23 protein-coding genes are annotated in these 22,557 nt (G+C 55.7%); 13 read left to right on the forward strand and 10 right to left on the reverse strand.

The window, feature by feature from the left end; genetic code table 11:
• Positions 1-3: 3 nt before the first annotated feature.
• Both J4772_RS11900 and J4772_RS11905 read left to right on the forward strand, forming a co-directional pair.
• Positions 4-474, forward strand: a complete 471-nt coding sequence (locus J4772_RS11900) for a DinB family protein (RefSeq protein WP_209075370.1) — start codon at positions 4-6, stop codon at positions 472-474.
• Positions 475-490: 16 nt separating this feature from the next.
• Positions 491-1,018: a DinB family protein gene (locus tag J4772_RS11905; RefSeq protein WP_209075371.1), complete on the forward strand. Its 528-nt coding sequence runs from the start codon at positions 491-493 to the stop codon at positions 1,016-1,018.
• Positions 1,019-1,113: 95 nt separating this feature from the next.
• Here the strand turns inward: J4772_RS11905 and J4772_RS11910 are convergent, their stop codons facing one another.
• On the reverse strand, positions 1,114-1,536 hold the full coding sequence (locus J4772_RS11910; RefSeq protein WP_209075372.1) for a hypothetical protein: 423 nt from the start codon (positions 1,534-1,536) through the stop codon (positions 1,114-1,116).
• 366 nt (positions 1,537-1,902) lie between these two features.
• Between J4772_RS11910 and modA the strand changes: the two genes are divergently transcribed.
• From modA to J4772_RS11925, 3 genes are all read left to right on the forward strand, one after another.
• Positions 1,903-2,706 carry a molybdate ABC transporter substrate-binding protein gene (modA, locus tag J4772_RS11915; protein WP_209075373.1) on the forward strand — a complete coding sequence of 268 codons (804 nt, stop codon included), beginning with the start codon at positions 1,903-1,905 and terminating at the stop codon, positions 2,704-2,706.
• A complete protein-coding gene (gene modB / locus J4772_RS11920) occupies positions 2,703-3,374 on the forward strand; it encodes a molybdate ABC transporter permease subunit (RefSeq protein WP_116061049.1) in 672 nt (223 codons plus the stop codon). Before modA ends, modB begins: the two co-directional genes overlap by 4 nt.
• A gap of 171 nt (positions 3,375-3,545) precedes the next feature.
• Complete coding sequence (locus J4772_RS11925) at positions 3,546-5,060, forward strand: nitrate/nitrite transporter (RefSeq protein ID WP_209075374.1); 1,515 nt, start codon at positions 3,546-3,548, stop codon at positions 5,058-5,060.
• Positions 5,061-5,195: 135 nt separating this feature from the next.
• Here the strand turns inward: J4772_RS11925 and J4772_RS11930 are convergent, their stop codons facing one another.
• From J4772_RS11930 to J4772_RS11950, 5 genes are read right to left on the reverse strand one after another with little or no spacing between them, the layout of a single operon-like run.
• Positions 5,196-5,498: a metal-sulfur cluster assembly factor gene (locus J4772_RS11930; RefSeq protein ID WP_209075375.1), complete on the reverse strand. Its 303-nt coding sequence runs from the start codon at positions 5,496-5,498 to the stop codon at positions 5,196-5,198.
• Positions 5,499-5,521: 23 nt separating this feature from the next.
• On the reverse strand, positions 5,522-6,754 hold the full coding sequence (locus J4772_RS11935) for a heme-copper oxidase family protein (RefSeq protein WP_209075376.1): 1,233 nt from the start codon (positions 6,752-6,754) through the stop codon (positions 5,522-5,524).
• Between the two features lie 13 nt (positions 6,755-6,767).
• Positions 6,768-7,319, reverse strand: a complete 552-nt coding sequence (locus J4772_RS11940; protein ID WP_209075377.1) for a DUF2249 domain-containing protein — start codon at positions 7,317-7,319, stop codon at positions 6,768-6,770.
• Positions 7,320-7,325: 6 nt separating this feature from the next.
• Positions 7,326-7,664 carry a hypothetical protein gene (locus tag J4772_RS11945; protein WP_209075378.1) on the reverse strand — a complete coding sequence of 113 codons (339 nt, stop codon included), beginning with the start codon at positions 7,662-7,664 and terminating at the stop codon, positions 7,326-7,328.
• A complete protein-coding gene (locus J4772_RS11950) occupies positions 7,664-7,897 on the reverse strand; it encodes a DUF2249 domain-containing protein (protein WP_116061056.1) in 234 nt (77 codons plus the stop codon). Before J4772_RS11950 ends, J4772_RS11945 begins: the two co-directional genes overlap by 1 nt.
• Before the next feature lie 214 nt (positions 7,898-8,111).
• Here J4772_RS11950 and moaA point away from each other — a divergent pair, with 214 nt between their 5' ends.
• The 5 genes from moaA to narI all read left to right on the forward strand — a co-directional run bounded on the left by moaA (position 8,112) and on the right by narI (position 15,650).
• On the forward strand, positions 8,112-9,116 hold the full coding sequence (gene moaA / locus J4772_RS11955) for a GTP 3',8-cyclase MoaA (protein WP_209075379.1): 1,005 nt from the start codon (positions 8,112-8,114) through the stop codon (positions 9,114-9,116).
• Positions 9,117-9,245: 129 nt separating this feature from the next.
• A complete protein-coding gene (locus J4772_RS11960; RefSeq protein WP_209075380.1) occupies positions 9,246-12,935 on the forward strand; it encodes a nitrate reductase subunit alpha in 3,690 nt (1,229 codons plus the stop codon).
• Positions 12,925-14,394 (forward strand): nitrate reductase subunit beta, encoded by a 1,470-nt coding sequence (gene narH / locus J4772_RS11965; protein WP_209075381.1) that lies wholly within the window; start codon positions 12,925-12,927, stop codon positions 14,392-14,394. The genes J4772_RS11960 and narH overlap by 11 nt, the downstream gene beginning before the upstream one ends.
• Positions 14,395-14,411: 17 nt before the next feature.
• Positions 14,412-14,978, forward strand: coding sequence for a nitrate reductase molybdenum cofactor assembly chaperone (gene narJ, locus J4772_RS11970; protein WP_209075382.1), 567 nt, complete (start codon positions 14,412-14,414; stop codon positions 14,976-14,978).
• Between the two features lie 3 nt (positions 14,979-14,981).
• Positions 14,982-15,650: a respiratory nitrate reductase subunit gamma gene (gene narI, locus J4772_RS11975; protein ID WP_209075383.1), complete on the forward strand. Its 669-nt coding sequence runs from the start codon at positions 14,982-14,984 to the stop codon at positions 15,648-15,650.
• Positions 15,651-15,860: 210 nt separating this feature from the next.
• Here the strand turns inward: narI and J4772_RS11980 are convergent, their stop codons facing one another.
• Complete coding sequence (locus J4772_RS11980; protein WP_247741075.1) at positions 15,861-16,583, reverse strand: Crp/Fnr family transcriptional regulator; 723 nt, start codon at positions 16,581-16,583, stop codon at positions 15,861-15,863.
• A gap of 178 nt (positions 16,584-16,761) precedes the next feature.
• Here J4772_RS11980 and ric point away from each other — a divergent pair, with 178 nt between their 5' ends.
• Positions 16,762-17,475, forward strand: a complete 714-nt coding sequence (gene ric, locus J4772_RS11985) for an iron-sulfur cluster repair di-iron protein (protein ID WP_209075384.1) — start codon at positions 16,762-16,764, stop codon at positions 17,473-17,475.
• Positions 17,476-17,495: 20 nt separating this feature from the next.
• Here ric and J4772_RS11990 read toward each other — a convergent pair whose 3' ends face one another.
• A complete protein-coding gene (locus tag J4772_RS11990; RefSeq protein WP_209075385.1) occupies positions 17,496-18,191 on the reverse strand; it encodes a Crp/Fnr family transcriptional regulator in 696 nt (231 codons plus the stop codon).
• 261 nt (positions 18,192-18,452) lie between these two features.
• On the opposite strand from J4772_RS11990, the gene J4772_RS11995 reads away from it, so the two are divergent.
• Positions 18,453-19,112 (forward strand): molybdenum cofactor guanylyltransferase, encoded by a 660-nt coding sequence (locus J4772_RS11995; RefSeq protein WP_209075386.1) that lies wholly within the window; start codon positions 18,453-18,455, stop codon positions 19,110-19,112.
• A 13-nt stretch (positions 19,113-19,125) separates the two neighbouring features.
• Complete coding sequence (locus J4772_RS12000) at positions 19,126-19,860, forward strand: YwiC-like family protein (protein ID WP_209075387.1); 735 nt, start codon at positions 19,126-19,128, stop codon at positions 19,858-19,860.
• A 65-nt stretch (positions 19,861-19,925) separates the two neighbouring features.
• Here the strand turns inward: J4772_RS12000 and nrdD are convergent, their stop codons facing one another.
• Together nrdD and J4772_RS12010 are read right to left on the reverse strand one after the other, a co-directional pair.
• Positions 19,926-21,854 (reverse strand): anaerobic ribonucleoside-triphosphate reductase, encoded by a 1,929-nt coding sequence (nrdD, locus tag J4772_RS12005; RefSeq protein WP_209075388.1) that lies wholly within the window; start codon positions 21,852-21,854, stop codon positions 19,926-19,928.
• A 15-nt stretch (positions 21,855-21,869) separates the two neighbouring features.
• Positions 21,870-22,556 carry a 4Fe-4S cluster-binding domain-containing protein gene (locus J4772_RS12010; RefSeq protein ID WP_116061067.1) on the reverse strand — a complete coding sequence of 229 codons (687 nt, stop codon included), beginning with the start codon at positions 22,554-22,556 and terminating at the stop codon, positions 21,870-21,872.
• Between the last annotated feature and the right edge of the window lies 1 nt (position 22,557).

Genomic DNA, 22,557 nt, shown 5'->3' on the forward strand with positions numbered 1-22,557 from the left:
GCAATGCAAACGATTCGCCGGATGATGGATCACTTATACTGGGCCAATAAAGAGTTACTGAAGGGCCTTCGGGAGCTGCCGAACGAGAGTGGGGAAATTGGCAGGCTGTTTCGTCATATTTTAATTGCCGAGCTGGTATGGGCGACACGATTGGAGGGGGGAAGCAGCGCTCATCTGGCGTTATGGGAGGAGAGCGACATCGCTTCGCTGGAGCAGCTTGCCCGGGACAACGAGCAGCGCTACAAACGCTATATTGACGGATTGGCCGAATCCGATCTGGATTGTACATTCGAGTACGCGAACCAAAGCGGCGTCAAATTCCGCTCTTCGATTCGCGATATTCTGATCCACGTCGCACTGCACGGACAGTACCATCGCGGTCAGATCAACGCCGCGCTGAGGCGGCAGGCGGGCAGTCCGGTTGCTCTCGACTACATCTTGTTCTCCCGGCTGGACGAAATCCCGAATTCCTAAGTGAAGGAGCGTCATTATGAATTTCAAGCTGGAACAGGCTCTCGAAATTTTGGAGCGAACGCCGGCGACGCTGGAATCGCTGCTGATCGGCTTGTCGAATGACTGGTTGGTCTGTAATGAAGGAGAAGGAACATGGAACGCTTCCGAGGTCGTCGGACATCTCATTGAAGGAGAAAGGACAAACTGGATTCTCCGGCTGGAATGGCTTCTTCGGGAAGGGGAGAGTCAACCTTTTCCGCCTTTCGACCGCTATTCTCATTTATGCGCGGCTTCAACCGATTCGATCGAGTCGAAGCTGAGCGAATTCAAGGCGATCCGGCTGCAAAATACGGCCAAGCTGAGAACGCTGATCGATTCGGAGGAGCTGCTGGAGTCAGTCGGCGCGCATCCCGCCTTCGGTGCGGTCAAGGCGAGAGAGTTGGTGGCGACATGGGCTGTGCACGATCTGACGCACATCGCGCAGATCGTGCGCGTTTTGGCCGAACGTTATCGGCAGGATGTCGGACCGTGGGTCGCATATTTGGGCATTCTGAACAGAAGCTGATCGGTCCAAGGTCGGCAATATATGGACTCAAGTCCCTTATCGGCCTAGCAGCCGACAAGGGATTTTTAATTTGCAACGGACTAATTTGACGGATATCAGACGGATACCAGCCCAGTTTGAATTTTACTCACAACGGTCTGTGAGACCGTAAAAGGCAGGCAAACGCACGAATCCACCTGCGTAGAGGTCTGGGAGACCGTAAGAAGCAGGCAAACGCCCGAATCCGCCTGCGTAACGGTCTGGGAGACCGTAAGAGAGAGGCAAACGCCCGAATCCGCCTGCGTAACGGTCTGGGAGACCGTAAGAGAGAGGCAAACGCCCGAATCCGCTTGCGTAACGGTCTGGGAGACCGTAAGAGAGAGGCAAACGCCCGAATCCACCTGCGTAACGGTCTGGGAGACCGTAAGAAGCAGGCAAACGCCCGAATCCACCTGCGTAACGGTCTGGGAGACCGTAAGAGAGAGGCAAACGCCCGAATCCGCCTGCGTAACGGTCTGGGAGACCGTAAGAAAGGGCAAATTCGAGGGGCGTTACACGACTCATTGTGTAATCCGCCTTTGGGAAGCTCTCCAAGGTGTGTGCTCCGATAAGTAGATCGATCGATTATATTTAGATATAAATTAATATAATTGACATGGTTATAGTGAGGGGGATCACTTCTATTTTCAGATAAATGATTAAAAATAGAGTTCAGGCCGACAATATGCGCATGGCGTGAAGAGATGGTTTATCCAACTTGGGGAGCTTGCCGATCACAGGCTCCTAATCGAAGGGGGCAATCACCTAAATCGAGACAAATTAACCTGATTTACAATCTATTTGGGCAAGCGTATAATCATCAATTATGTCTATTTATAACCAAATATAGTTATGGGGGAAAGGGTATGTACAGATTTGCTAGAAAAAGTATGGTTTTGTTGTTGGCAGTCGCCGTATCCATTCTGGTTGCCGCATGCGGCTCCAATTCGCAATCGTCTTCGGCGAAGCAAACCGAACTGACCGTATCGGCGGCCGCGAGCTTAACCGACGCGCTGAACGAAATCCAGCCACTATTCGAGAAGGCGCATCCGGATATTAAGCTCGTATTCAACTTTGGCGCATCGGGAACGCTGCAGCAGCAGATCGAGCAGGGAGCTCCGTCGGACCTGTTTCTCTCCGCGGCTGTTAAGAACATGACGGCGCTGGCGGACAAGCAGCTCATTGACGAGGCTCATCAGACGAATTTATTGAACAACGAGCTGGTGGTCGTTGCGTCGACGGACGGCAAAGCCGGCATTACGGGCATAGCGGAGCTTGCCAAAGAGGAGATCAAGAAAGTCGCGATCGGCATTCCAGAGAGCGTGCCGGCCGGCAAATACGCGCAAGAGGCGCTGACGAACGCGCAGCAGTGGGACGCGCTGCAGCCGAAGCTGGTGCAGGCGAAGGACGTTCGCCAAGTTCTGCAATATGTAGAGACCGGCAACGCGGAAGCGGGCTTTGTCTACAAGACGGACGCGCTCACCTCGGACAAGGTTGGCATCGCATTCGCGGTTGATCCGCAGACATACTCGCCGGTCGTTTATCCGATCGGAATCGTCAAAGCGACGAAGAATGCCGAGCAAGCCGGCGTCTTGTACGATTATTTGCAATCGCAGGCCGCTCTGGACATTTTCATTAAATACGGATTCTCCGTGCCGGCGGCGAAATGATCGGAGAGGTGGACTGGCAGACGTTCTGGTCGCCCATTGCGCTGTCGCTGCGGGTCGCGCTCTTGTCCAGCATCGCGGCGATGGCGTTGGGCGTTGGGGCGGCAAGGTGGATGACCCGGCGTTCCTTCGCCGGGAAGACGCTGCTTGAGACGGCGTTCATGCTGCCGCTCGTCTTGCCGCCGACTGTCGTCGGCTTTCTGCTTCTCGTCGGCTTGGGGAGAAAAAGCTGGATCGGGCGCTTTGCGGAGTGGCTGTTTGCCGCTCCGATCGTCTTCTCCTGGTGGGCGGCGGTAATCGCTTCGGTCGTCGTCGCTTTCCCCCTCGTCTACCAGACGATGAAAACGGGATTCTTGTCCGTCGACAAAGGTTTGGAGGAGGCGGCGCGTTCAAGCGGAGCGAACGAGCGCCAAGTGTTTGCTTACATTACGCTTCCGCTAGCCTACCGTTCTTTCGTAACGGCATACGTGCTCGGGTTTGCCAGAGGGTTCGGCGAATTCGGAGCTACGTTGATGATCGCCGGCAACATCCCCGGCAGAACTCAGACGACGCCTACCGCGATCTATCTGGCCGTCGATGCAGGCAATGCGACGATGGCATGGTTGTGGACGTTGTCCATGATCGCCGTTTCCTTTCTTTTGCTTATCTTCGCCAGATCCAGAAACGACTAGCTTTGTCCGCTTGCGGCGAGCCGGTCGTTTTTTTGTCCGTTTTATGAACGATCCGGGCCGTAAAGCGGAACGCAAACAGCCAGGTGACCCGAATCACAGTGCGCCGCTTCCTATCGATGGTACATTGAATTACAAATTCGATCAGGTAGGCATATAGGAGGGGTTGCGCGAATGCAAGACGTAAAAAAGGTTCAATTGCCGCTGCAAACGGTAAGCCTGGTATTAGGATTTATGGTATGGGTAATCTTGTCCTCCTTGATGCCTTACATCAAAGAAGACATCCAGCTGACCTCTTCTCAACTCGCTTGGGTGACGGCAATTCCGGTTCTGGTCGGTTCGCTTATGCGTATTCCGTACGGATATTGGACGAACCGCCATGGGGCGAGAAAGCTGTTTATGATCAGTTTCTTGTTGCTGCTTGCGCCCGTTTTCTGGGTTAGCCAGGCGGACTCCTTCGCCGATTTGATTGTAGGAGGCGTATTCCTAGGAATCGGAGGAGCCGTATTCTCCGTCGGCGTCACGTCTCTGCCGAAGTATTATCCGAAGGAGCGGCATGGCTTCGTCAACGGTATTTACGGGATCGGGAACCTGGGCACGGCCATCTCCGCTTTCGGCGCGCCGGCGCTGGCCAGCTCGATCGGCTGGTCGAAAACAGTCATGCTTTACAGCGCAGTGCTGGTCGTGCTCGCCGGATGTAATTTCTTGCTCGGCGATCGCAAGGAAACGCCAGTCCACACGCCGATTATGGAGCAGATCAAAGCGGTATCCCGGAACGAGAAGCTATGGTTTCTTTGTCTGTTCTACTTTCTGACGTTCGGCTCTTTCGTTGCGTTTACCGTATATTTGCCGAACTTCCTGGTAAGCCACTTCGATCTGGATAAAGTGGACGCGGGTTTGCGCACGGCCGGTTTTATCGCGTTGGCCACAGCGATGAGACCGATTGGTGGCTGGCTCGGAGATCGTTACAATCCGTTCAAAATATTGATGCTCGTATTTTTGGGATTAACCGTATCGGCGATCTTGCTATCGTTCTCGCCCTCCATCGCGCTCTATACCGTCGGCTGCCTCACCGTGGCGCTGTGCGCGGGAACGGGCAACGGAACGATCTTTAAGCTCGTTCCGCTCTACTTCACCAAGCAAGCGGGGATTGCCAACGGCATGATTTCGGCGATGGGTGGCTTGGGCGGCTTTTTCCCGCCGTTGCTGCTTACCGCTATCTACAGCTTAACTGGACAGTACTCGATCGGCTTTATGGCGCTTGCCCAAATTGGGCTGGCCAGCTTCGTGCTTGTCAACTGGATGTTCTTCCAGGACAAGCTCGCACTGTCCGCCCGCATTCTGGAAAATACGATCGAAGCGATTTTGATTACGGACACGAACGGCGTTATTACTTCGGTTAATCCCGCTTTTACCGCGATTACCGGCTACACGCCGGAAGAAGCGATCGGCCGCAAGGCGAACCTTCTAAAATCCGGAAAGCAGGATAAGAGCTTCTACGATGAAATGTGGCGTTCCTTGAAGGAAAAGGGATATTGGCAAGGAGAGATTTGGAATCGGCGCAAAAACGGGGAGATTTATCTGGAGTGGCTAAGCGTTACGGCGATCAAGAACGATGCCGACGAAGTGAAAAACTATGCGGGAATGTTCAGCGACATCGGCTCGAACCGGCAAGCCGCCGGGATCTGACCGCTCACACGGGTGTTGGAGGAGACTATGCCTCTTATTGCTCGAACGAGGATATCATTATCGCGTTCCCCCGACGAGCGCAACGATAAATGGGGCTGTCCGGGACAGCCCCATTGGATCTGCTTTTGCTATGGCTCAGAAAAATCCGAGCATTTCTTTCGCTTCCGTCGTCATCATGCGAGGAGACCATTTCGGCTCCCAGACGATGTCGATGTCGACGTTCTCTCGGCCGGTCCGTTCCGCAAGCGCCCATCTGACGCCGCCGGCGATCGTATCGTGCAACGGACAGCCGGGCGTTGTCAGCGTCATTCGGACGTAGATGCGATCCGGTTCTTCGCGAACTTCATAGATGAGTCCGAGATCGACGATGTTGACGCCCAATTCAGGGTCGTAAACTTCCTTTAGCAGCTCACGAAGCTGCTCTTCGCTGTGTGCCATTGCAATCCACCTCGTTTCATAGGTTAGCGGGAAAATACGAGCGAGATCAACGAAATATAGGCGATAGACAGTACGGACAATGCCGTTCCGGCAATCCCGATCAATGCGGACGACTGCGCCGCAAGGCCCCCCAGAAGGACGAGACTGAAGGCGGCAATGAAGGCGAGCCCAACGTTTGTTTTCTGCTCGCTCAGCAGGTCAGCCATGACCGGAGTGCCTGGCTTGCCGGCCCGCTTGCCGTATTTGTACGTCCACCACAGGAAAGGAACGATTTTGGAGGCATAGCCGAGAATGGTGAACGATACCCAGCCGCCCAAGTAAGCCCAGCCTGCCACGGCAATGGCGGGGCCTTGAAGCGCCTGCTGCGGATAGATAACTGCATAAACAAAAGCGGCAATGGCCGCGCAGGCAAAGGCTTGGCTCGCGGATACCGTCCATTTGATCCCTGAGCCGGGAGTGCGCTTATGCCGTTTCTTTTTAATTTGCAGCAGATGAACGTTGTAGAGAACGACCGCAACCGCCAGCAGGAGGAGAGCCGTCTGAATTACCCATTCGCCCCAATCGGCCCAAAAAGCCAACGCTCCGGCGACAACGGAGGCGTTCCACAGCGCGAGCACGGCGGTTTGCAGCCTAGTCGGGTAGTCGTGCGCAAGATAGAACATCGGCAGCATTTTGTAGCTGAAGCCGGTAATGAGAAGGCCGAACCATCCGACCGTCCCGAGCCAGATGTGGGCGCCGAACAGATTGTCGTGATAGTTGGCCCAAATGCCGGTTGCGAAGTTCAGTCCCATCGCCATCCCGGTTACACCGGTCAGCAGCAGGAATACGACCGAGCTGGCCGCGCTGAGCGTAATTGCGTTCCATCTCGACGCGCGAACCAGTGTCGCGCCGATATTCCATGCGAACACGGCGATTCCGCAGAACGCGAGCGAAGCGAAGGCGGCGATCCAATAGATTTCGCCCCGAATGAAGCCGATGAGCAGACCCGACAAGCCGACGGTGAACAGCGCGTAATGAACATAACCTAAGCGTTCGCTGTACAACGAGGACTGCAGAATGACGTTAATCAACTGATAAACCGCGCCCATAGCCAGCATAGTCGCCCAGCCGAGCACGAACAGATGGATGTGAAACCAACCGCTCGGACCGCGCAGCTCCTCGCCCAGCCAACCGGACAGCGAAAACAGCGAGAGCGCATGGAATAGCACGAATCCGGCAATTCCGGTTACGATAAAAAGAAAGGGGAGACGGGACATCGTTCTCGCCTCCTTACGCTTTTTGTATTTTGACTTTGGCCGATCCGTCCGGCTGCTCCTCTACGGTATAGGGGTAGCCTAGGCTGTGCAGCTCCTCGATCAGGAACATCGGCATGCGGTCGTTATGAATGTGCACCTCGTCTCCCGGACGGCAGCGGTCAAGCGCGGACAGCGTGCGGATCATCGGCTGGGGCGGCTCCAAGCCGCGGTTGTCCAATGAAACCACTTTTGCCTCTCCATCCGGCACGGCTTCGCTTCCTGTTCCCTGAGCTTCATTTTCCCCGTTGTCCTCGCCTTCGCTTGATCCGTCGAGCCAGCTTTTATTTTTCTTGTTCACGAAAGTGGAAATCCAATGCTCGGGACCGATCCGTTCGGCTTTGCCCGCCAAGCCTTTCATCTTAAGCACGCCGAAGAGCGGCGTCGGCTTGAAGGTGGCGTGCAGGACGAAGATGTCGTCCTTGTCGAGACTTTTTACGGAATCCATGATCAGTTGAAACGGCTCCAGCTTCTTGCGAAGATGGGGCCTGACATCCAGTTCGACAACTTTGGCGTCTTTGCGTTCCATGCTCGTTCACCCCTCGACAGTTAAAGTCTCCCGCCGTTTAGCCTCTTCGTACAAACCCGCCATGCCGCCGTACAAGGAATAGAAAAAAGAATCGGGCGCATCGAGGGAGAAGGAGGTGTAGTCCTTCGGATCGACGCCCAGCATTCCTTCGAACAGACGGGCCGAGTCATAGGCGTAGAAGCAGAAATACGTATAGTGGAACTCGGGCATTTTCTCGTAGATGGTCACAATCTCGGAGGCATAGTCGTCAATCCGCAGGGAGGCTTCCCGAACCATCGAGATCGCATCCTCCAAGGCGACCGTAATTTTGATCGTCTTCTCATCGAGGACATCGACGCGAGCCATCAGATTTTCCCGATTCTGACCTGGAACACCGCAGGTCCGCGTTCGATGTAGTCCCACGTAAAACGCTCCGCATGATTCGCTTCGAACTGATAGCGGAGAGGGATCGGATCGTGATCGTTCACGAGCAGCATCGCCTCGTTCGGCGCTAGATTCCCGAACGTTTCGAATATGACTTTGTGCTTCAGATGCGGCGGGTACTCCGTGGCGTTGACGATAGCGGCAAATTGACTCATTTTACATTCCTCCTCAGGAGTGAATAGCTTTACGTCCCCGATTATAGAGCAGGCGATGTAAGGGCTGTGTGACCGCGGTCACATAATAGGGCGGATTTTCGCCAGTTCTGAATTGTCTGTGACAGATGCGTTATCGCCGTGCGGCGGTGATGTGAATCACAGCTGTCGAAGGCGCTCCTGCCTATACTTAGGAAGCCTAAGGGGAGTGAAGCGAGTGGAGAATCGATTGATTGACCGGTATGGCAGAGTTCACGATTACTTGCGGATATCGGTAACGGATCGCTGCAATCTGCGCTGCGTATACTGCATGCCGGAAGAAGGGGTGCAGTTCGAGCCGGGACATCGAATTATGTCTTACGAGGAGATCGTCGAAGTCGTGGCGACGCTTGCCCCCCTCGGCGTAAAGAGGCTAAGACTTACAGGCGGAGAGCCGCTGGTCAGAAAGGAGCTTGACCGGCTGGTAGCCATGCTGTCCGCGATTCCGGGCATCGAGGATATCGCCCTGTCTACGAACGGGATTTATTTGGCTGCATTTGCAGAACGTCTGAAGAAGGCTGGAATTACCCGCGTGAACGTCAGTCTCGATTCGCTTGACTCGGACAGATATGCGGCCGTCACGAGGGGCGGCGACGTTCGCAAAGTGCTGGCAGGTCTTCAAGAGAGCCGCCGCGTCGGCTTCGATCCGATCAAGCTGAACGTCGTGCTGATGAAAGGGACGAACGACGACGAGGTCGAGCGGTTTCTGCGCATGACCCAGGAGGAATCGATTCACGTCAGGTTTATCGAATACATGCCGATCGGGTTTGAGAGTCCGAGCTGGAAAACGGGATATTTGCCGTTGGAACACGTTCTGGACACTTGCCGGAGGAAGGGGTGGAGCTTCGCATCTTGCCGGGACGTGTACGGCAACGGACCGGCGAACAGCTACCGTCTGAATGGCGCGGTCGGCACCTTCGGGCTTATCCATCCGGTCAGCGAGCATTTCTGCGGAAGCTGTAACCGTCTGCGGCTTACGGCCGACGGGAATATCAAGTCGTGCCTGTACTGGTCGGACGAATACAACGTTCGCAAGCATGCCGGCGATCCCGCCGCAATCGAGGCGCTGTTCCGACGAGCGCTGGCCGCGAAGCCGGAGACGCACGAGATGGCTGCGGCGCTGGCCGGAGCAAGCCGGTCGCGAACCCCGACGGCGAGGAGGATGTCGCAAATCGGCGGCTAAAGGAAGTTGGCTTTTTCAAGGGAGGTGACGACCGTCACTGCTTGTCGAATTCGCCCGATGGTACATTGAACTACAGTTACGATCGGATCATCCGAGGGGAACCTTCGCATCCGGACAAGGAGGAGAACTATGGGCAAGTCGAGAACGCCGTTATTCCGCAAACTCAAATATTTTGCCAGACGGGAGCAGCATTCCGAGGGCTGGAGCGAGGTGTCGCCTGCCAGTCGCGATTGGGAGGACGTATATCGCCGACGGTGGCAGCATGACAAAGTCGTGCGCTCGACGCACGGCGTCAACTGTACCGGCTCGTGCAGCTGGCAAATTTACGTGAAGGACGGCATCGTCACTTGGGAAAACCAGGCGACGGATTATCCGTCCACAGGCCCGGATATGCCGGAATTCGAGCCGCGCGGCTGTCCGCGAGGCGCGAGCTTTTCCTGGTATTTGTACAGCCCGTTGCGTGTGAAATATCCTTACGTGCGCGGCGTGCTGTTGGAATTGTGGCGGGAGTCGCTGCGCCGGGAGGGCGGAGACCCGGTAAGAGCCTGGGCAAGCATCGCGGACAACCCCGAGCTCGTCAAGAAGTATAAAACCGCTCGAGGCAAAGGCGGCCTCGTCCGCGCCTCCTGGGACGAGGCGACGCAGATTATCTCCGCGTCCATGATTCATACGATTAAGCAGTATGGTCCCGACAGAATTATCGGCTTCTCACCGATTCCGGCGATGTCCATGGTCAGCTATGCCGCCGGCTCCCGTTTTCTATCGCTAATCGGCTCTCCGCTGCTCAGCTTCTACGATTGGTATGCGGACTTGCCGCCGGCCTCCCCGCAAATTTGGGGCGATCAAACCGATGTGCCCGAGAGCAGCGACTGGTTTAACTCCGGCTATATCATCGTATGGGGCTCCAATCTGCCGATGACGAGAACGCCTGACGCCCACTTCTTGGCCGAGGTTCGCTATCGCGGGACGAAGGTCGTTTCCGTCAGCCCCGACTACGCGGAGTTCGTTAAATTCGCGGACACGTGGATGTCGGTCAAACAAGGCACGGACGGCGCTCTGGCCATGGCGATGGGCCACGTCATCCTGAAAGAATTTTACGTGGAAAATCCGACCGCTTACTTTATTCAATATGCGAAGCAGTATACGGATTTCCCCAACCTGGTGCTGATCGAGGAGCAGGATGGAGCATACTCCGCCGGACGTTTCCTTGTCGCCGACGATCTGGGCGAGAAGGGCAACAACATGCAGTGGAAAACGGTCGTGTACGACGACAACAGCGGAGCTCTTGCCGTGCCGAAGGGCAGCCTTGGCTTTCGGTGGGGCGAAGAGGGCACATGGAATTTGCGAATGGAGACGGCGGACGGACAGCGACCGATCGATCCTCGGCTATCCCTGCTGGGCGTTCATAACGAGACGACGACAATCCGGCTTCCTTATTTCGACGATGACGGTCGCCATCTGATGGAGAGGACGATCCCGGTCAAACGCATTGTGAGCGGCGGCAAAACGCTTATCGTCACGACGGTCTACGACCTGGTACATGCCAAGTACGGCGTAGATCGCGGACTGGATGCGGGAGGAGCAGACCTGGACGAGGAAAGCAAGCCGTTCTCGCCGGCTTGGCAGGAGAGCATTACGGGCGTCGATCGGGACGCGGTCGTACAGATTGCGCGCGAATTCGCCCGCAACGCCGTCGAGACGCAAGGCCGATCCATGATTATCGTCGGAGCGGGCATTAACCATTGGTACAATTCCGACGTTATTTACCGGGCGATTCTTAACCTAGTCGTAATGACGGGCTGCCAAGGGGTTAACGGCGGGGGCTGGGCGCATTATGTCGGACAGGAGAAGCTGCGTCCTGCGGAAGGCTGGCAGACAATCGCGTTCGCCCGGGATTGGGGAGGACCTGCGAGATTGCAGAACGGAACGTCGTTCTTCTATTTTGCGACGGATCAATGGCGCTATGAGGAAATGTCGGTAGACAGTCTGGTTTCGCCGATGGCGGACAAGGCTCGGTATGCGCATGTGGCCGATTATAACGTGATGGCCGCAAGATTGGGCTGGCTGCCTTCCTATCCGCAGTTCGACCGCAATTCGCTTGAGCTGTATCAGGACGCCCGCAAGTCTGGAGCCGTCACGAACGAGGAGATTTCCGCCTATGTGGCGCGGCAGCTTCAAGAGAAAAATATCAAGTTCTCGATCGAGGCGCCCGACGATCCGGTTAACTTCCCGCGCGTGCTGTTCGTGTGGCGGGCGAATCTCATTTCCAGTTCGGGCAAGGGCCATGAGTACTTCTTAAAGCATTTGCTCGGAACGACCAACGGGCTGCTGAACGACGACGCCAACAGCTTCAGGCCGGAAGAAATCGCATGGGCCGAGCAAGCCCCCGAAGGAAAGCTGGATTTGATGGTTAATCTCGACTTCCGGATGGCCGGGACGGCGCTGTATTCGGACGTCGTGCTGCCCGCGGCAACCTGGTACGAGAAGAGCGACCTGAGCAGCACGGATATGCATCCATTCGTTCATCCCTTTAATCCCGCGGTGAATCCGCAATGGGAATCTCGCTCCGATTGGAACATTTTCAAGGAGCTGGCCCGGACGTTCTCGGAGATGGCCAAGCAGCAATTCGATCGGCCGCAGCACGACATCGTCGCGACTCCGCTGCTGCACGATTCGCCGGACGAACTGGCGCAACCGCTGGGTCGCATCCGGGATTGGAGCAAGGGGGAGTGCGAGCCGGTTCCCGGGCGCACGATGCCGCATTTCCATGTCGTGCAGCGCGATTATACGACCGTCTACGAGAAAATGGTTGCGCTTGGCCCGTTGGTCAGAGACAAGCCGATTGGCACGAAGGGCATCTCGTGGTCTGCCGCGCCGGAGTACGAGAAGCTGAAAGGAATGCTCGGCACGATAAGGCAAGGGCTGGCGGAGGGCTGTCCGGATCTGAGCACCGATCGCCGCGTAGCCGAGGCCATATTGACGCTGTCGTCCACGACGAACGGTCATATGGCGGTACGGGCGTGGGAGTCGTTGGAGAAGAAAACAGCCCTGCAATTAAAGGATTTGGCGGAAGAACGCGCGGAAGAATGCTTTACCTTCGAGGAAATTACGTCCCGTCCTAAGACGGTGATTACCTCCCCCGCATTCAGCGGCTCGGAGAAGGGCGGGCGCCGCTATTCCCCGTTCACGACCAATGTGGAGCGGCTCATTCCTTGGCGCACGCTGACAGGTCGTCAGCAGTTCTATATCGATCACGAGATGCTGCGCGAATTCGGCGAGACGCTGGCGACGTTTAAGCCGACGCTCAAGCATACGCCGTTTAATCGGAACAGTAAACGGCCTATCGAAGGCGGCAAGGAAATCGTGCTGAATTACTTGACGCCGCACAACAAATGGTCGATTCACAGCATGTATTACGACGCTTTGCCGATGCTGACGCTGTTCCGCGGCGGTCCGACGGTATGGATGAACCACGAAGATGCGGCGGAGGCCGAAGTGGTCGACAACGACTGGATCGAGTGCTTCAACCGCAACGGCGTCGTCGTCGCCCGCGCCGTCGTCTCGCACCGGATTCCGCGCGGCATGGCGTTTATGTACCACGCCCAGGACCGGCATATCAACGTGCCGGGCACGCCGATTTCCCAGACGCGGGGCGGAACCCACAACAGCCCGACCCGCATTCATGTCAAGCCGACGCATATGATCGGCGGCTACGCGCAGCTCAGCTACGGCTTCAACTACTACGGTCCAACCGGCAATCAGCGGGACTTGCATGTCATCATTCGGAAGCTGCAGGAGGTGATCTGGCTTGAAGATTAAAGCGCAGGTCGGCATGGTCATGAATCTGGACAAATGCATCGGCTGCCATACGTGCAGCGTAACGTGCAAAAATACGTGGACGAACCGTCCTGGTGCAGAGTACATGTACTTTAACAACGTCGAGACGAAGCCGGGCATCGGCTATCCGAAGCAATGGGAAGATCAGGAGCGCTACAAAGGCGGCTGGGAGCTGAAGAACGGCAAGCTGGAATTGAAATCGGGCGGCCGAGCCAAAAGGCTGCTGAATATTTTCCATAACCCGGACCAGCCGACGCTTGACGACTATTACGAGCCGTGGACGTACGAATACGAGAAGCTGACGAACAGCCCGGCCAAAAAACACCAGCCGGTAGCGCGGCCGAAATCGACTGTGACCGGACGTTATATGAATATTGAATGGGGGCCGAACTGGGAGGACGACCTGGCTGGCGCGCATGTAACCGGAATGGAGGATCCGAACATGCGCGGCTTGGAGGAAGAGATCAAGATGGACTTCGAACAGGTGTTCATGATGTACTTGCCGCGCATTTGCGAGCATTGCATCAACCCGTCCTGCGTCTCATCCTGTCCATCGGGAGCGATGTACAAGCGGGAAGAGGACGGAATCGTGCTGGTTGACCAGAATGCCTGCCGGGCGTGGCGGTTTTGCGTATCCAGCTGCCCGTACAAGAAAGTGTACTTCAATTGGCAGACGAACAAGGCGGAGAAGTGCACGCTCTGCTTTCCGCGCATTGAGGCCGGCTTGCCGACGATCTGCTCGGAAACCTGCGTCGGTCGCATTCGGTATCTTGGGCTGATGTTCTATGACGCGGACAAGGTTGAAGCCGCCGCTTCGGTCGAGAACGAGCAAGACCTGTATGAATCGCAGATGGGCATCTTTCTTGATCCGCACGACCCTGAAGTGATCAGGGGAGCGCGCAAGGAAGGCATCCCGGAGGATTGGATCGAGGCCGCGCAGCGCTCGCCGATCTATAAAATGGTGATGGAGTGGCGGATCGCTCTGCCTCTGCATCCGGAATACCGGACGCTGCCGATGGTGTGGTATGTGCCTCCGCTCAGCCCGATTACGAATCGGATCGAAGGGCAGGGCAGTGCGCTGGACCCGAACGACATTTTCCCGGCGATCGACAGCATGAGAATCCCGGTCGACTATTTGGCCAACCTGCTGACCGCGGGAGATTCGAGGCTGATTCGGGAAGTCCTGCGCAAAATGGCCGTTATGCGGATTCATATGCGCAACAAGCAAACCGGGCGCGTCAGCGATCCGGCGATGCTGGAGGCGATCGGGCAAAGCGCCCAGACGGTGGAGGATATGTACCGGCTGCTGGCGATCGCCAAATACGACGACCGTTTTGTCATTCCGCCGGCGCATCGCGAGCAAGTTGCCGATTTGTTTAACGAACAGGGCAGCTGCGGGCTTGATTTCGTGGGCGGTCCGGGCGCGTGCGGCGTATTTTGACCAAGGAGGAGCTGCGGATGGATATCGAGACGAACCAGACGGCTTGCGGGATTCTATCCTATTTGTTTCAATACCCCGATCGGGCGTGGCGAGACCAGCTTCCGCTCTGCCGCGAGGAGGCGGAAGCCCTTCCCAATGCCGATGCCGGCCGAATTCTGATCGCCTTTCTGCAAGCGGCGGAGGAGACGGACGATATGCAGTGGCAGGACAGTTATGTGCGAACGTTTGATTTCGGCAAGGCGTCCAACCTGTATTTAACCTATGAGCAGCACGGCGAGGAACGCGACCGCGGACCGGCCCTGCTGGAGTTGAAGCGGCGTTATGCCGCGGAGGGCTTCGAGCTGGCGGGAAGCGAGCTGCCCGATTATCTTCCTCTGATGCTCGAATTTGCTTCGGCCGCTCCTTGGGATTCGTCGGGGGCGCTGCTTGCAGCGAGAACGAAGGAGCTGGAATCGATTCGGCGAAAGCTGGCGGAGGCGGCCAGCCCGTATGCGGCGTTGATGGAATTGCTCTTGCGAATGGTTCCCGCGATGCCTTCGGATGAAGCGCAGGAATCGATATTATCGGCGAGAGAGGGAGGATAGACGATGGAGGTACTGCTGTGGGGCGTGCTCCCTTACGTGGTTCTGACGCTTTGTATCTCCGGATTAGTCTGGAGGTACGTTACCAACCCGTTCAGTTGGACGTCCAAATCAAGCGAAATGCTGGAAAAACGCAAGTTGAGATGGGGCAGCCTGTTGTTTCATTACGGCGTTCTGGCCGTATTCTGCGGACATATCGCCGGCTTGCTCATTCCGGTTGAAGTGTACCGGGGGTTAGGAATCAGCGATGAGGCATACCATCTTGCGGCGATTGTCGGCGGGATGCCTGCGGGCATCGTCACGTTTGCCGGATCGCTTCTATTGCTGTATCGCAGATATGCCGATGCTCGCATTCGTGCAACCAGCAGTCTGGGAGACCGGGTGGCGCTGATCGTGCTGATCGTCGTTCTGTTCACCGGACTGGCGGCGACGGCGGCCAGCTCGATGAGCCATGGCGATTTCGATTACCGGACAACGATCAACCCGTGGCTGCGGGGAGTACTGGCGTTCCAGCCGAACCCCGAGCTTATGGAGACAGTGCCGATCGGGTTCAAGATTCATATTTTGACGACGTTTGCGCTGTATCTCGTGTTCCCGTTTACGCGGCTCGTTCATGTGTTCAGCTTGCCCTTGGGCTATTTAAGAAGAAGTTATGTGCTGTATCGTCGTAGATAATCGACATTAAGGTGAAAGGGGCATGTACCTCCCTTCGCTGCTAGACGCACCTGAAATGGCAATGGGTAAACCCGTTGCATAGTCATTTCAGGTGCGTATAAGGCAGTCTCCGGAGAGGTGCATCCCCTTTTTTTACTCTATCGATCATCTCAAGCAGCTCTGCTTATGGGATAGCCCGTTGGTCGATTATCCGTCCGTTGTCCGCTGGATTTACATCCGGCACAAGTTCTTGGGGCACAATTCGCACCGGCACATCGCTTGCAGGTAACTCAAATTCGTAATGGTGATCATTCCGCCGTTCATGAGAATGGCGCCCGCTCTGCGCAGATCTCCGAGCATCCGGTTTACGCTTTCCCGCGCGCAGCCGATATAGTCGGCCAATTCGGAATTTGTCAGCTTCATAGTAATATGGATGCCTTTCTCGTCTTTACGCCCGTAGGTGTTGGACAGGCGAATCAAGGTGGAGCAGAGCGCGCCGGGCTTGCCCAGCATGACGAGGTCGCGGAACTTCGTCTGGGTCAGCCGATGCATGAAGCTCATCCAATTGACGAATTCGATCGCTAAATCGCCGTGCTGCCAGAGCAGCACTTCCAGATCGCTCTTTTGAAATACGCCTACGACGCACTTCTCGATCGTTGCGGCGGTGAACTGATGGAACGCTTTGGGGGAAGGGTCGAGCTGGCCGAAAAAGTCCCCTTCATGAAACAAGGACATAATGTATTCCTTGCCTTCCTCCGACAGCTTCGTCAATTTGACCTTGCCCGATTGAATAAAATATAGACTCCCAGCGGAATCTCCTTCGCGGAATACGTTAACGTTCGCGTTCAGATTTTGGAAGTACATAATTTGCTGCAGTTTCTGCAGATTATCGTCGGAAAATAAGGAAGAGTTGCAGATCGAGCGGCATTCGGTTTGCTGGTGAGCGGTAGTCACATAAGCCACCTCCAAGATACGTTGGAGCAAGTATAGCAAAGGAATACAGCGTCAAGTGTGATACATCTCACATCTTGAGCCGTCCGGGCCGCTAAAGTGTGTTCTGCGTCACAGAGCAGGGCGGCGGTTATGCCTATACTGGGGGTGAACCTATAGAAAATGAAAGGAAGGATCGGATATGAGCCAGCAATTTAACGGAGAAGAGAAAATCGGCGACATTGTGGCCGATTTTCCGGGAGCCAGCCATCTGTTCAAGGAGGCGAAAATCGATTTCTGCTGCGGCGGGGATCGCCCGTTGGCGGAGGCCGCTCGCGGCCAGCAGCTGGATTTGGACGAGCTTCTGCGCCGCTTGAACGAAAGCTATGAGGAAGCAGCCGCGAGGAACGTAGCGGCAGAAGCGGACTGGAAGACGGCGCCGATCGCGGATTTAATCGATCATATCGTTACCCGCCACCACAGGTATTTGAAGAAGGAGCTGCCGTTGATCAGCGAACTGCTGACAAAGGTGCTCCGCGTTCATGGCACAGGGCATCCCGAGCTCGCCGCATTGCATAGACAGTTCCATCAAATGAAAATCGAGCTGGATCAGCATCTGATCGCCGAAGAAGAGGCGCTTTTCCCTCTGCTGAAGCGCTATGCGGCCGAGCCGAGCGCGGAGGCGCAACAGAAAGCGGTCGAAGGGCTGGACGACCTGGAGCAAGACCACAGCGTCGTCGGAGACTATCTGAAGGAAATGAGAGCGAAGTCGGACGGTTACGCGCTGCCTGCGGAAGCGTGCACAACCTATTCGCTCGCATTCGGCAAGCTGGTCGAGCTGGAGGCGGACCTGTTCGAGCACATTCATCTGGAGAACAACGTGCTGTTTCCAAGGGTCGAGCAGGGGCGAGTCTAAAAGCGCCACGAGGATTGGCGCTACTTGATCTCCTTCTGCTGCTTTAACGCTTCAAGATCGATAATGACGATCCGGCTGCGATCGACTTCGAGCAGTTCGTCTTTGTTGAACTGATTGAGCAGCCGGTTAATCGTCTCTCTCGTCGTTCCGATGGAGTTGGCGATCTCCTGGTGCGTCATCGGCAGATTGATCGTAATTTTGTTGTCCTTCATGTCCCCGTGATGCTCCGCAAGCTGAAGCAGGAACGACAGCACGCGATGTTTGACATCCTGTCCGGACAAGACTTGAAGCTTCTCCTGCAGCTCCCGAATCTTATCGCCCATCACGCGCATCAGCTTGATCGCGATGGACGGCGTATTCATCATCAACCGCTCGAACATTTTGACGGGAATCGCCAGCAGCTGCGTGTCGACGATCGCTTCGGCCGTTGCCGGATACGGGTTTTGATTGAAAAAGCCGGTATGCGGGAACATGTCGCCGGTCTTCAGGAAAGATACAATCTGCTCATGGCCGTTTTCGTCCGTCTTGAACGTCTTTACCAGACCGTTGCGGATGAAGTAGACGGCCTCTTTCTCGCTGCCTTCGGTGAAAACGACGGACCTTCTCGAGATGGAACGGGATATTGTAATTTCCTCGACTCTCGCCATTTCCTGCGGATTCAAATCGTGAAACAGCGGAACCTGATGCAGGAATGCGGACGCTTTATCCTTGCTCATGAACATCCTCCTTGCGAATCGGATTAACGAAGCGGCGCGAATGACGGCGTTCGGCCGAACGTAAGGCGGGCAATTGTTTCTAGTTTAAATTCTAGCGAAAATCGAATCAATAGCTATCCGTTAATGAGATCGATTTTCAACAGAATAGCGAACTTTTGCCCGCAAGGCTGTGAGTTATGTCATAGAGGAATCGATTGGCGAGGACAATAATGGGAGAACGGGGAAGAAGCGCAATATTCCATAGAAATCCGGAGGAATGCGATGTTGGATACGACCGATCGATTGCCGATTGACGAGCGAGCCTGCCTCTCCGGAATCATTCTGGCCGGGGGAAGAAGCCGGAGAATGGGAGGCGTTCATAAGGCGCTGCTGCCGTTTCGCGGAGAGAAGATGATTCATCGCCAACTGGGAAAGCTGAAGGAAATCTGCTCGGAGATTATACTGGTCACGAATGAACCGAGAACGTTTCTTCCTCTTGTCGACAACAATGTCAGAATCATTACCGACTTCTATCCAGATAAAGGCCCGCTCGGCGGGATTCACGCCGCATTGTCGCTTGCTTGTCATACTAACGTATGGGTCGTAGCTTGCGATATGCCGTTTATCTCTCCGCAAGCGGCCCGAACGCTGCTGGCTGTCAAGACCGAGGGAGACGGCGAGGCGGCGGTTCCGTACTTCCACGGACAAATGTATCCGTTTCACGGCATTTACGACAAAAGCTGCGTCGAACGAATTCCGTATCTATTCGGCAGAGGACAGTTTCGGGTCAACGGTTTTCTGGACGCGATCCGCTGCGTGAAGGTGGAGGAGGCCGAATTCAGGCGCAACGGAATCGATTCCAGGTTTGTTCTGAATTTGAATACGCCGGAACAGTACGAGAGCCTGCTTGCGCTCGATACGCAGGAGGCTGCGGACCGGTGACGGAGGAGTGGCAATGAAAAAGAAGAAAAAACTGGTGATTCCTCACGAACACGGAGGATGGGCGATGGTCAGCGTGCCGTTCTTGACCGGCATGGCGGTCGCAGCTCCGCAGTGGATTCATGCGCCGCTCTTCGTTGGGTGGCTGCTTCTATATTTGGCGTCGTATCCGCTCCTGCAAGCGGTGAAGCGAGCGTCTAACAGAGCTTATATGTTGAAGTGGGGCGCGGGTTATGCGCTGGGCGCGCTGGCATGTCTAATTGTGCCGCTGATCGATCGTCCGCAGCTGGCCTACTTCGGAATTCCGTTGGTAGCGCTGCTGGCCGTAAACGTCTGGCACTCGAAGCGGAAGACGGAACGAGCATTGTTGAACGACCTATGCGCCATCGTCAGCTTTTCGCTTGCCGCCGCTGCCGCTTACTTGGCGGGAGGGGGAGAATGGGGCGCTAAAATGGCTGCGCTCACGGCGTTTAACTTGATCTATTTCATGGGGACCGCCTTTTTCGTCAAAACGGTGTTCAGAGAACGGCAGAACTCCCGTTGGACCGCTTATGCGCGTATCTACCATCTATTGGCTTTAATCGTTCCCTTGGCGTTGGGCTCCCCGTTAATGACGATTCCGTTCGTATTTCCGGCCGTGCGAGCGTTCGCCTACGCCGGCAAAGCGATGAGGCCGGCCAAAGTCGGCATCATGGAAATCGTCGGCGCTTTGCAATTTCTAATCCTGACCGTCCTTCTATTTCCTGAATAGCGAAGAGGCCCGATTCCGCCGCATGAAGATGCCGGCAAGTCGGGCCTCCTTGTTTTTGCTGCTGCTTACTGAAGGGTTTCCTCCTTCAGCCGTTTGCGCGTATTCCAGTCGAAGCGTCTTGCCTTGCTCCAGAAGTTGAACTGCCCCGAGTAGCAGCCCTCTTCGTCAACGCGGATTTTTTTGCGAGCGATCATTTTAACATAGCCGATCACCCTGCTATATGTCGCCAGATCGTCGCTGCCGCATACGGGGCAGGTCTCGAGATTTTTGCCGTCGTCGGCGACGATCTGCCGGCTGCAGGCCAGGCAACTGGTCAGAGTCGGGGTCAAGGTGATGTACTGGATCGGCTTATCGAAAATTTTCCGCAAATAATCGGCCAATCGCTCGGGAGACACTTTACTTTCCAGGAAATGGTGCAGAATGCTTCCCGAAGTGGCATACGCTTGAAACTCCGCGCTATTCTCGATCTGCCGGGTAAAGTCATCTTCGCTAAAGGGCAGCATGCACCCGGACGTCAAGTAAACGTGATCTCCCGAACCTTGCACGAAGATGTCTCGGTTTCGGCTACGGGCCCACTTGACGTCGTGGCGGGCCAACTTGATCGCCGCGTTCTCTCCAGGCGCGTACTCGATGCCGCAGGCTACGCGATCCCGCACGATAAATTCGTTGATCCGTTCGGTAATAAACTGCATAATCCGATGCGCCAGCCGCTTGCCGGCCTCACTGCTCATACCGCCCGTATATCCGCAGTTAATCAGGCCTTCGTGCATGCCGGCAACGCCGAACACGTTGAAATAGTTGGACAGATCGCGATTAAAGGCAAAGAAGGTCGGATACAGCTCCTTGTTCCGCTCGATCCATTTTCGCTTGGCCATATGTCCTTCCTGCATAACGTTCAAAAACTCGGCGATCTTGGAGAACAGCAGATCTTCGTTATGGCCGTATTCGAGCAGCATCCGATTCAGGTTCAAGTTCAGCACCTGCACCGCGCCGGTCGAGCCGGTCGAGCTGCCGAAGATACCGCTGCCGACTCTGGACAACACGTTCAAGTCGATCTGTAGACGGCAGCATAGACTGCGGCTCGCCTCCGGGTCGCGCGGCTTCATGAACGGGTTAAGCCGTCTGTAGCGCTCGTCTTGAAACGGGGCGGTACGGAAATTCTCGAAGTAGACGCCGCCCCAGCGGTACATGCCGTCGAGCAGCTCCAGAAACAGCCGGTTGCCGTAGTCGAATTCATCGTCGATCGGTACGGTGAGCAGCGGGAAGGTGAACGGAATGCCGTTGCCCGTGCCTTGCTTCATCACTTCGATGACGGCGCTGTTGATCCGGTCGAAGTAATCGGCGGGAATATCGCGATAACGAATGTCGAGCGGCGCACCGCCTATGATGACCAGTTCGTCCTTGATCTCGTCGGACGGTTTGCCGAATTCGAGCGTGATGTTGGTGAACGCAGACTGTGAGCCGCCGCGCAGCGGCATGTTCATCTCCCAGATCAAGCTCTGGAATAGCTGTATCAGCTCGTCCACCGTGAATCGACGGCCGTGGATGCATTCCTCCGCATACAGGTAGGAGGCGGAGATCGTCGTCATCTGCGACAGCATGACCGCTCCGGACACCTGCTGGGACATGAGCACGACAACGTTGCTGAAATGCCGGAGCAGCGTATCCAGCTTGCGAGTCGGCTTGGAGCTCATCATATTTTTGGCCAGCGTGGGGATGCCTTTGGCGGCAATATCTTTGCACGATACGCTTAGGCAATAAGGGCTGAGCTGCTTGTCGTGGATATAGACGACTCCGTCCCGGTACAGCTCGGTCAGCTTGGCCGGGAGCACGCGTTCCAGAAGATAGCGCTCCTCCGAAAAGTTGGTCAGATTGTGCCGTAGAAGCGGAAGGGAGTAGACGAAATTGCTGTTCTCTCGTTTCAAGTAATCGGCTTGCTTGGTTTCCGACGGGGAAGTAAACGTATCGATAATTTCTTCGGTGCGGTTGAACATGGATATCCCTCCAAATTAATGGTGCTGATGCGGCCGCTTCGATTGCGGCGGATGGTACGGATTGAGAAAGTAAGGAACACGGCTGCCGTGCTTGGCGTTTAATCCGTTCACATAAGCGCGAATCCGCTCAAAATATTCATCGCTTAACTGCGGATACCGCACGGTCCGCACTTGACTGTTCGCGCCGTTGTGCCGGATGACGGCTTCCACGGATTCCAGCATGTTCCGGCACAAGCTCCGGGATGGAACCGTTCCGATAATCGTTTCATAGACGTCGGAGTCCTCGTCAGGATCCAGAAGATGATAGGGCAGCTTCATATCGATATGTACGCCGTCGATCAGTCGCCAATCCAGCAGCATTTGCAATTTTCGCGGATAGGTGCCGTTCGTGTACACGATAACGACGCCCTCGAACGCATCGCGGACACGACGGAAGAAGTCGGAAAGGTCGGAGGCGTTGTTCATTAGAAGCTCCCCTCCGCTGACGAGCAGAGCGTCAAACAAACCGGCATTGGCATGAATGCGTTCGACGGCCTGCGTCGCGGTGAGCCGACGCGCATCCGGCTTGGTCGCGATCAACTCGTCGTAATTGTGGCAGCCGAAGCAGCGCATGTTGCAGCCGTTCCAGCTATGGATCAGCAAGGATACGCGCCCCGGGAGATCGTCGAACGTACGAATGAAACCGGGATAAAACGCGAGCATA

Source organism: Cohnella sp. LGH (assembly GCF_017671885.1).
Classification (GTDB): Bacteria; Bacillota; Bacilli; order Paenibacillales; family Paenibacillaceae; genus Cohnella; species Cohnella phaseoli.

Excerpts from the sequence above, each read along its gene's own strand:
- J4772_RS11900 (WP_209075370.1), top strand. The coding sequence starts at position 4 with ATGCAAACGATTCGCCGGATGATGGATCACTTATACTGGGCCAATAAA.
- J4772_RS11905 (WP_209075371.1), top strand. The coding sequence starts at position 491 with ATGAATTTCAAGCTGGAACAGGCTCTCGAAATTTTGGAGCGAACGCCG.
- modA (WP_209075373.1), top strand. The coding sequence starts at position 1,903 with ATGTACAGATTTGCTAGAAAAAGTATGGTTTTGTTGTTGGCAGTCGCC.
- modB (WP_116061049.1), top strand. The coding sequence starts at position 2,703 with ATGATCGGAGAGGTGGACTGGCAGACGTTCTGGTCGCCCATTGCGCTG.
- J4772_RS11925 (WP_209075374.1), top strand. The coding sequence starts at position 3,546 with ATGCAAGACGTAAAAAAGGTTCAATTGCCGCTGCAAACGGTAAGCCTG.
- J4772_RS11930 (WP_209075375.1), bottom strand. The coding sequence starts at position 5,498 with ATGGCACACAGCGAAGAGCAGCTTCGTGAGCTGCTAAAGGAAGTTTAC.
- J4772_RS11935 (WP_209075376.1), bottom strand. The coding sequence starts at position 6,754 with ATGTCCCGTCTCCCCTTTCTTTTTATCGTAACCGGAATTGCCGGATTC.
- J4772_RS11940 (WP_209075377.1), bottom strand. The coding sequence starts at position 7,319 with ATGGAACGCAAAGACGCCAAAGTTGTCGAACTGGATGTCAGGCCCCAT.
- J4772_RS11945 (WP_209075378.1), bottom strand. The coding sequence starts at position 7,664 with ATGGCTCGCGTCGATGTCCTCGATGAGAAGACGATCAAAATTACGGTC.
- J4772_RS11950 (WP_116061056.1), bottom strand. The coding sequence starts at position 7,897 with ATGAGTCAATTTGCCGCTATCGTCAACGCCACGGAGTACCCGCCGCAT.
- J4772_RS11960 (WP_209075380.1), top strand. The coding sequence starts at position 9,246 with ATGGGCAAGTCGAGAACGCCGTTATTCCGCAAACTCAAATATTTTGCC.
- narJ (WP_209075382.1), top strand. The coding sequence starts at position 14,412 with ATGGATATCGAGACGAACCAGACGGCTTGCGGGATTCTATCCTATTTG.
- narI (WP_209075383.1), top strand. The coding sequence starts at position 14,982 with ATGGAGGTACTGCTGTGGGGCGTGCTCCCTTACGTGGTTCTGACGCTT.
- ric (WP_209075384.1), top strand. The coding sequence starts at position 16,762 with ATGAGCCAGCAATTTAACGGAGAAGAGAAAATCGGCGACATTGTGGCC.
- J4772_RS11990 (WP_209075385.1), bottom strand. The coding sequence starts at position 18,191 with ATGAGCAAGGATAAAGCGTCCGCATTCCTGCATCAGGTTCCGCTGTTT.
- J4772_RS11995 (WP_209075386.1), top strand. The coding sequence starts at position 18,453 with ATGTTGGATACGACCGATCGATTGCCGATTGACGAGCGAGCCTGCCTC.
- J4772_RS12000 (WP_209075387.1), top strand. The coding sequence starts at position 19,126 with ATGAAAAAGAAGAAAAAACTGGTGATTCCTCACGAACACGGAGGATGG.
- nrdD (WP_209075388.1), bottom strand. The coding sequence starts at position 21,854 with ATGTTCAACCGCACCGAAGAAATTATCGATACGTTTACTTCCCCGTCG.
- J4772_RS12010 (WP_116061067.1), bottom strand. The coding sequence starts at position 22,556 with ATGCTCGCGTTTTATCCCGGTTTCATTCGTACGTTCGACGATCTCCCG.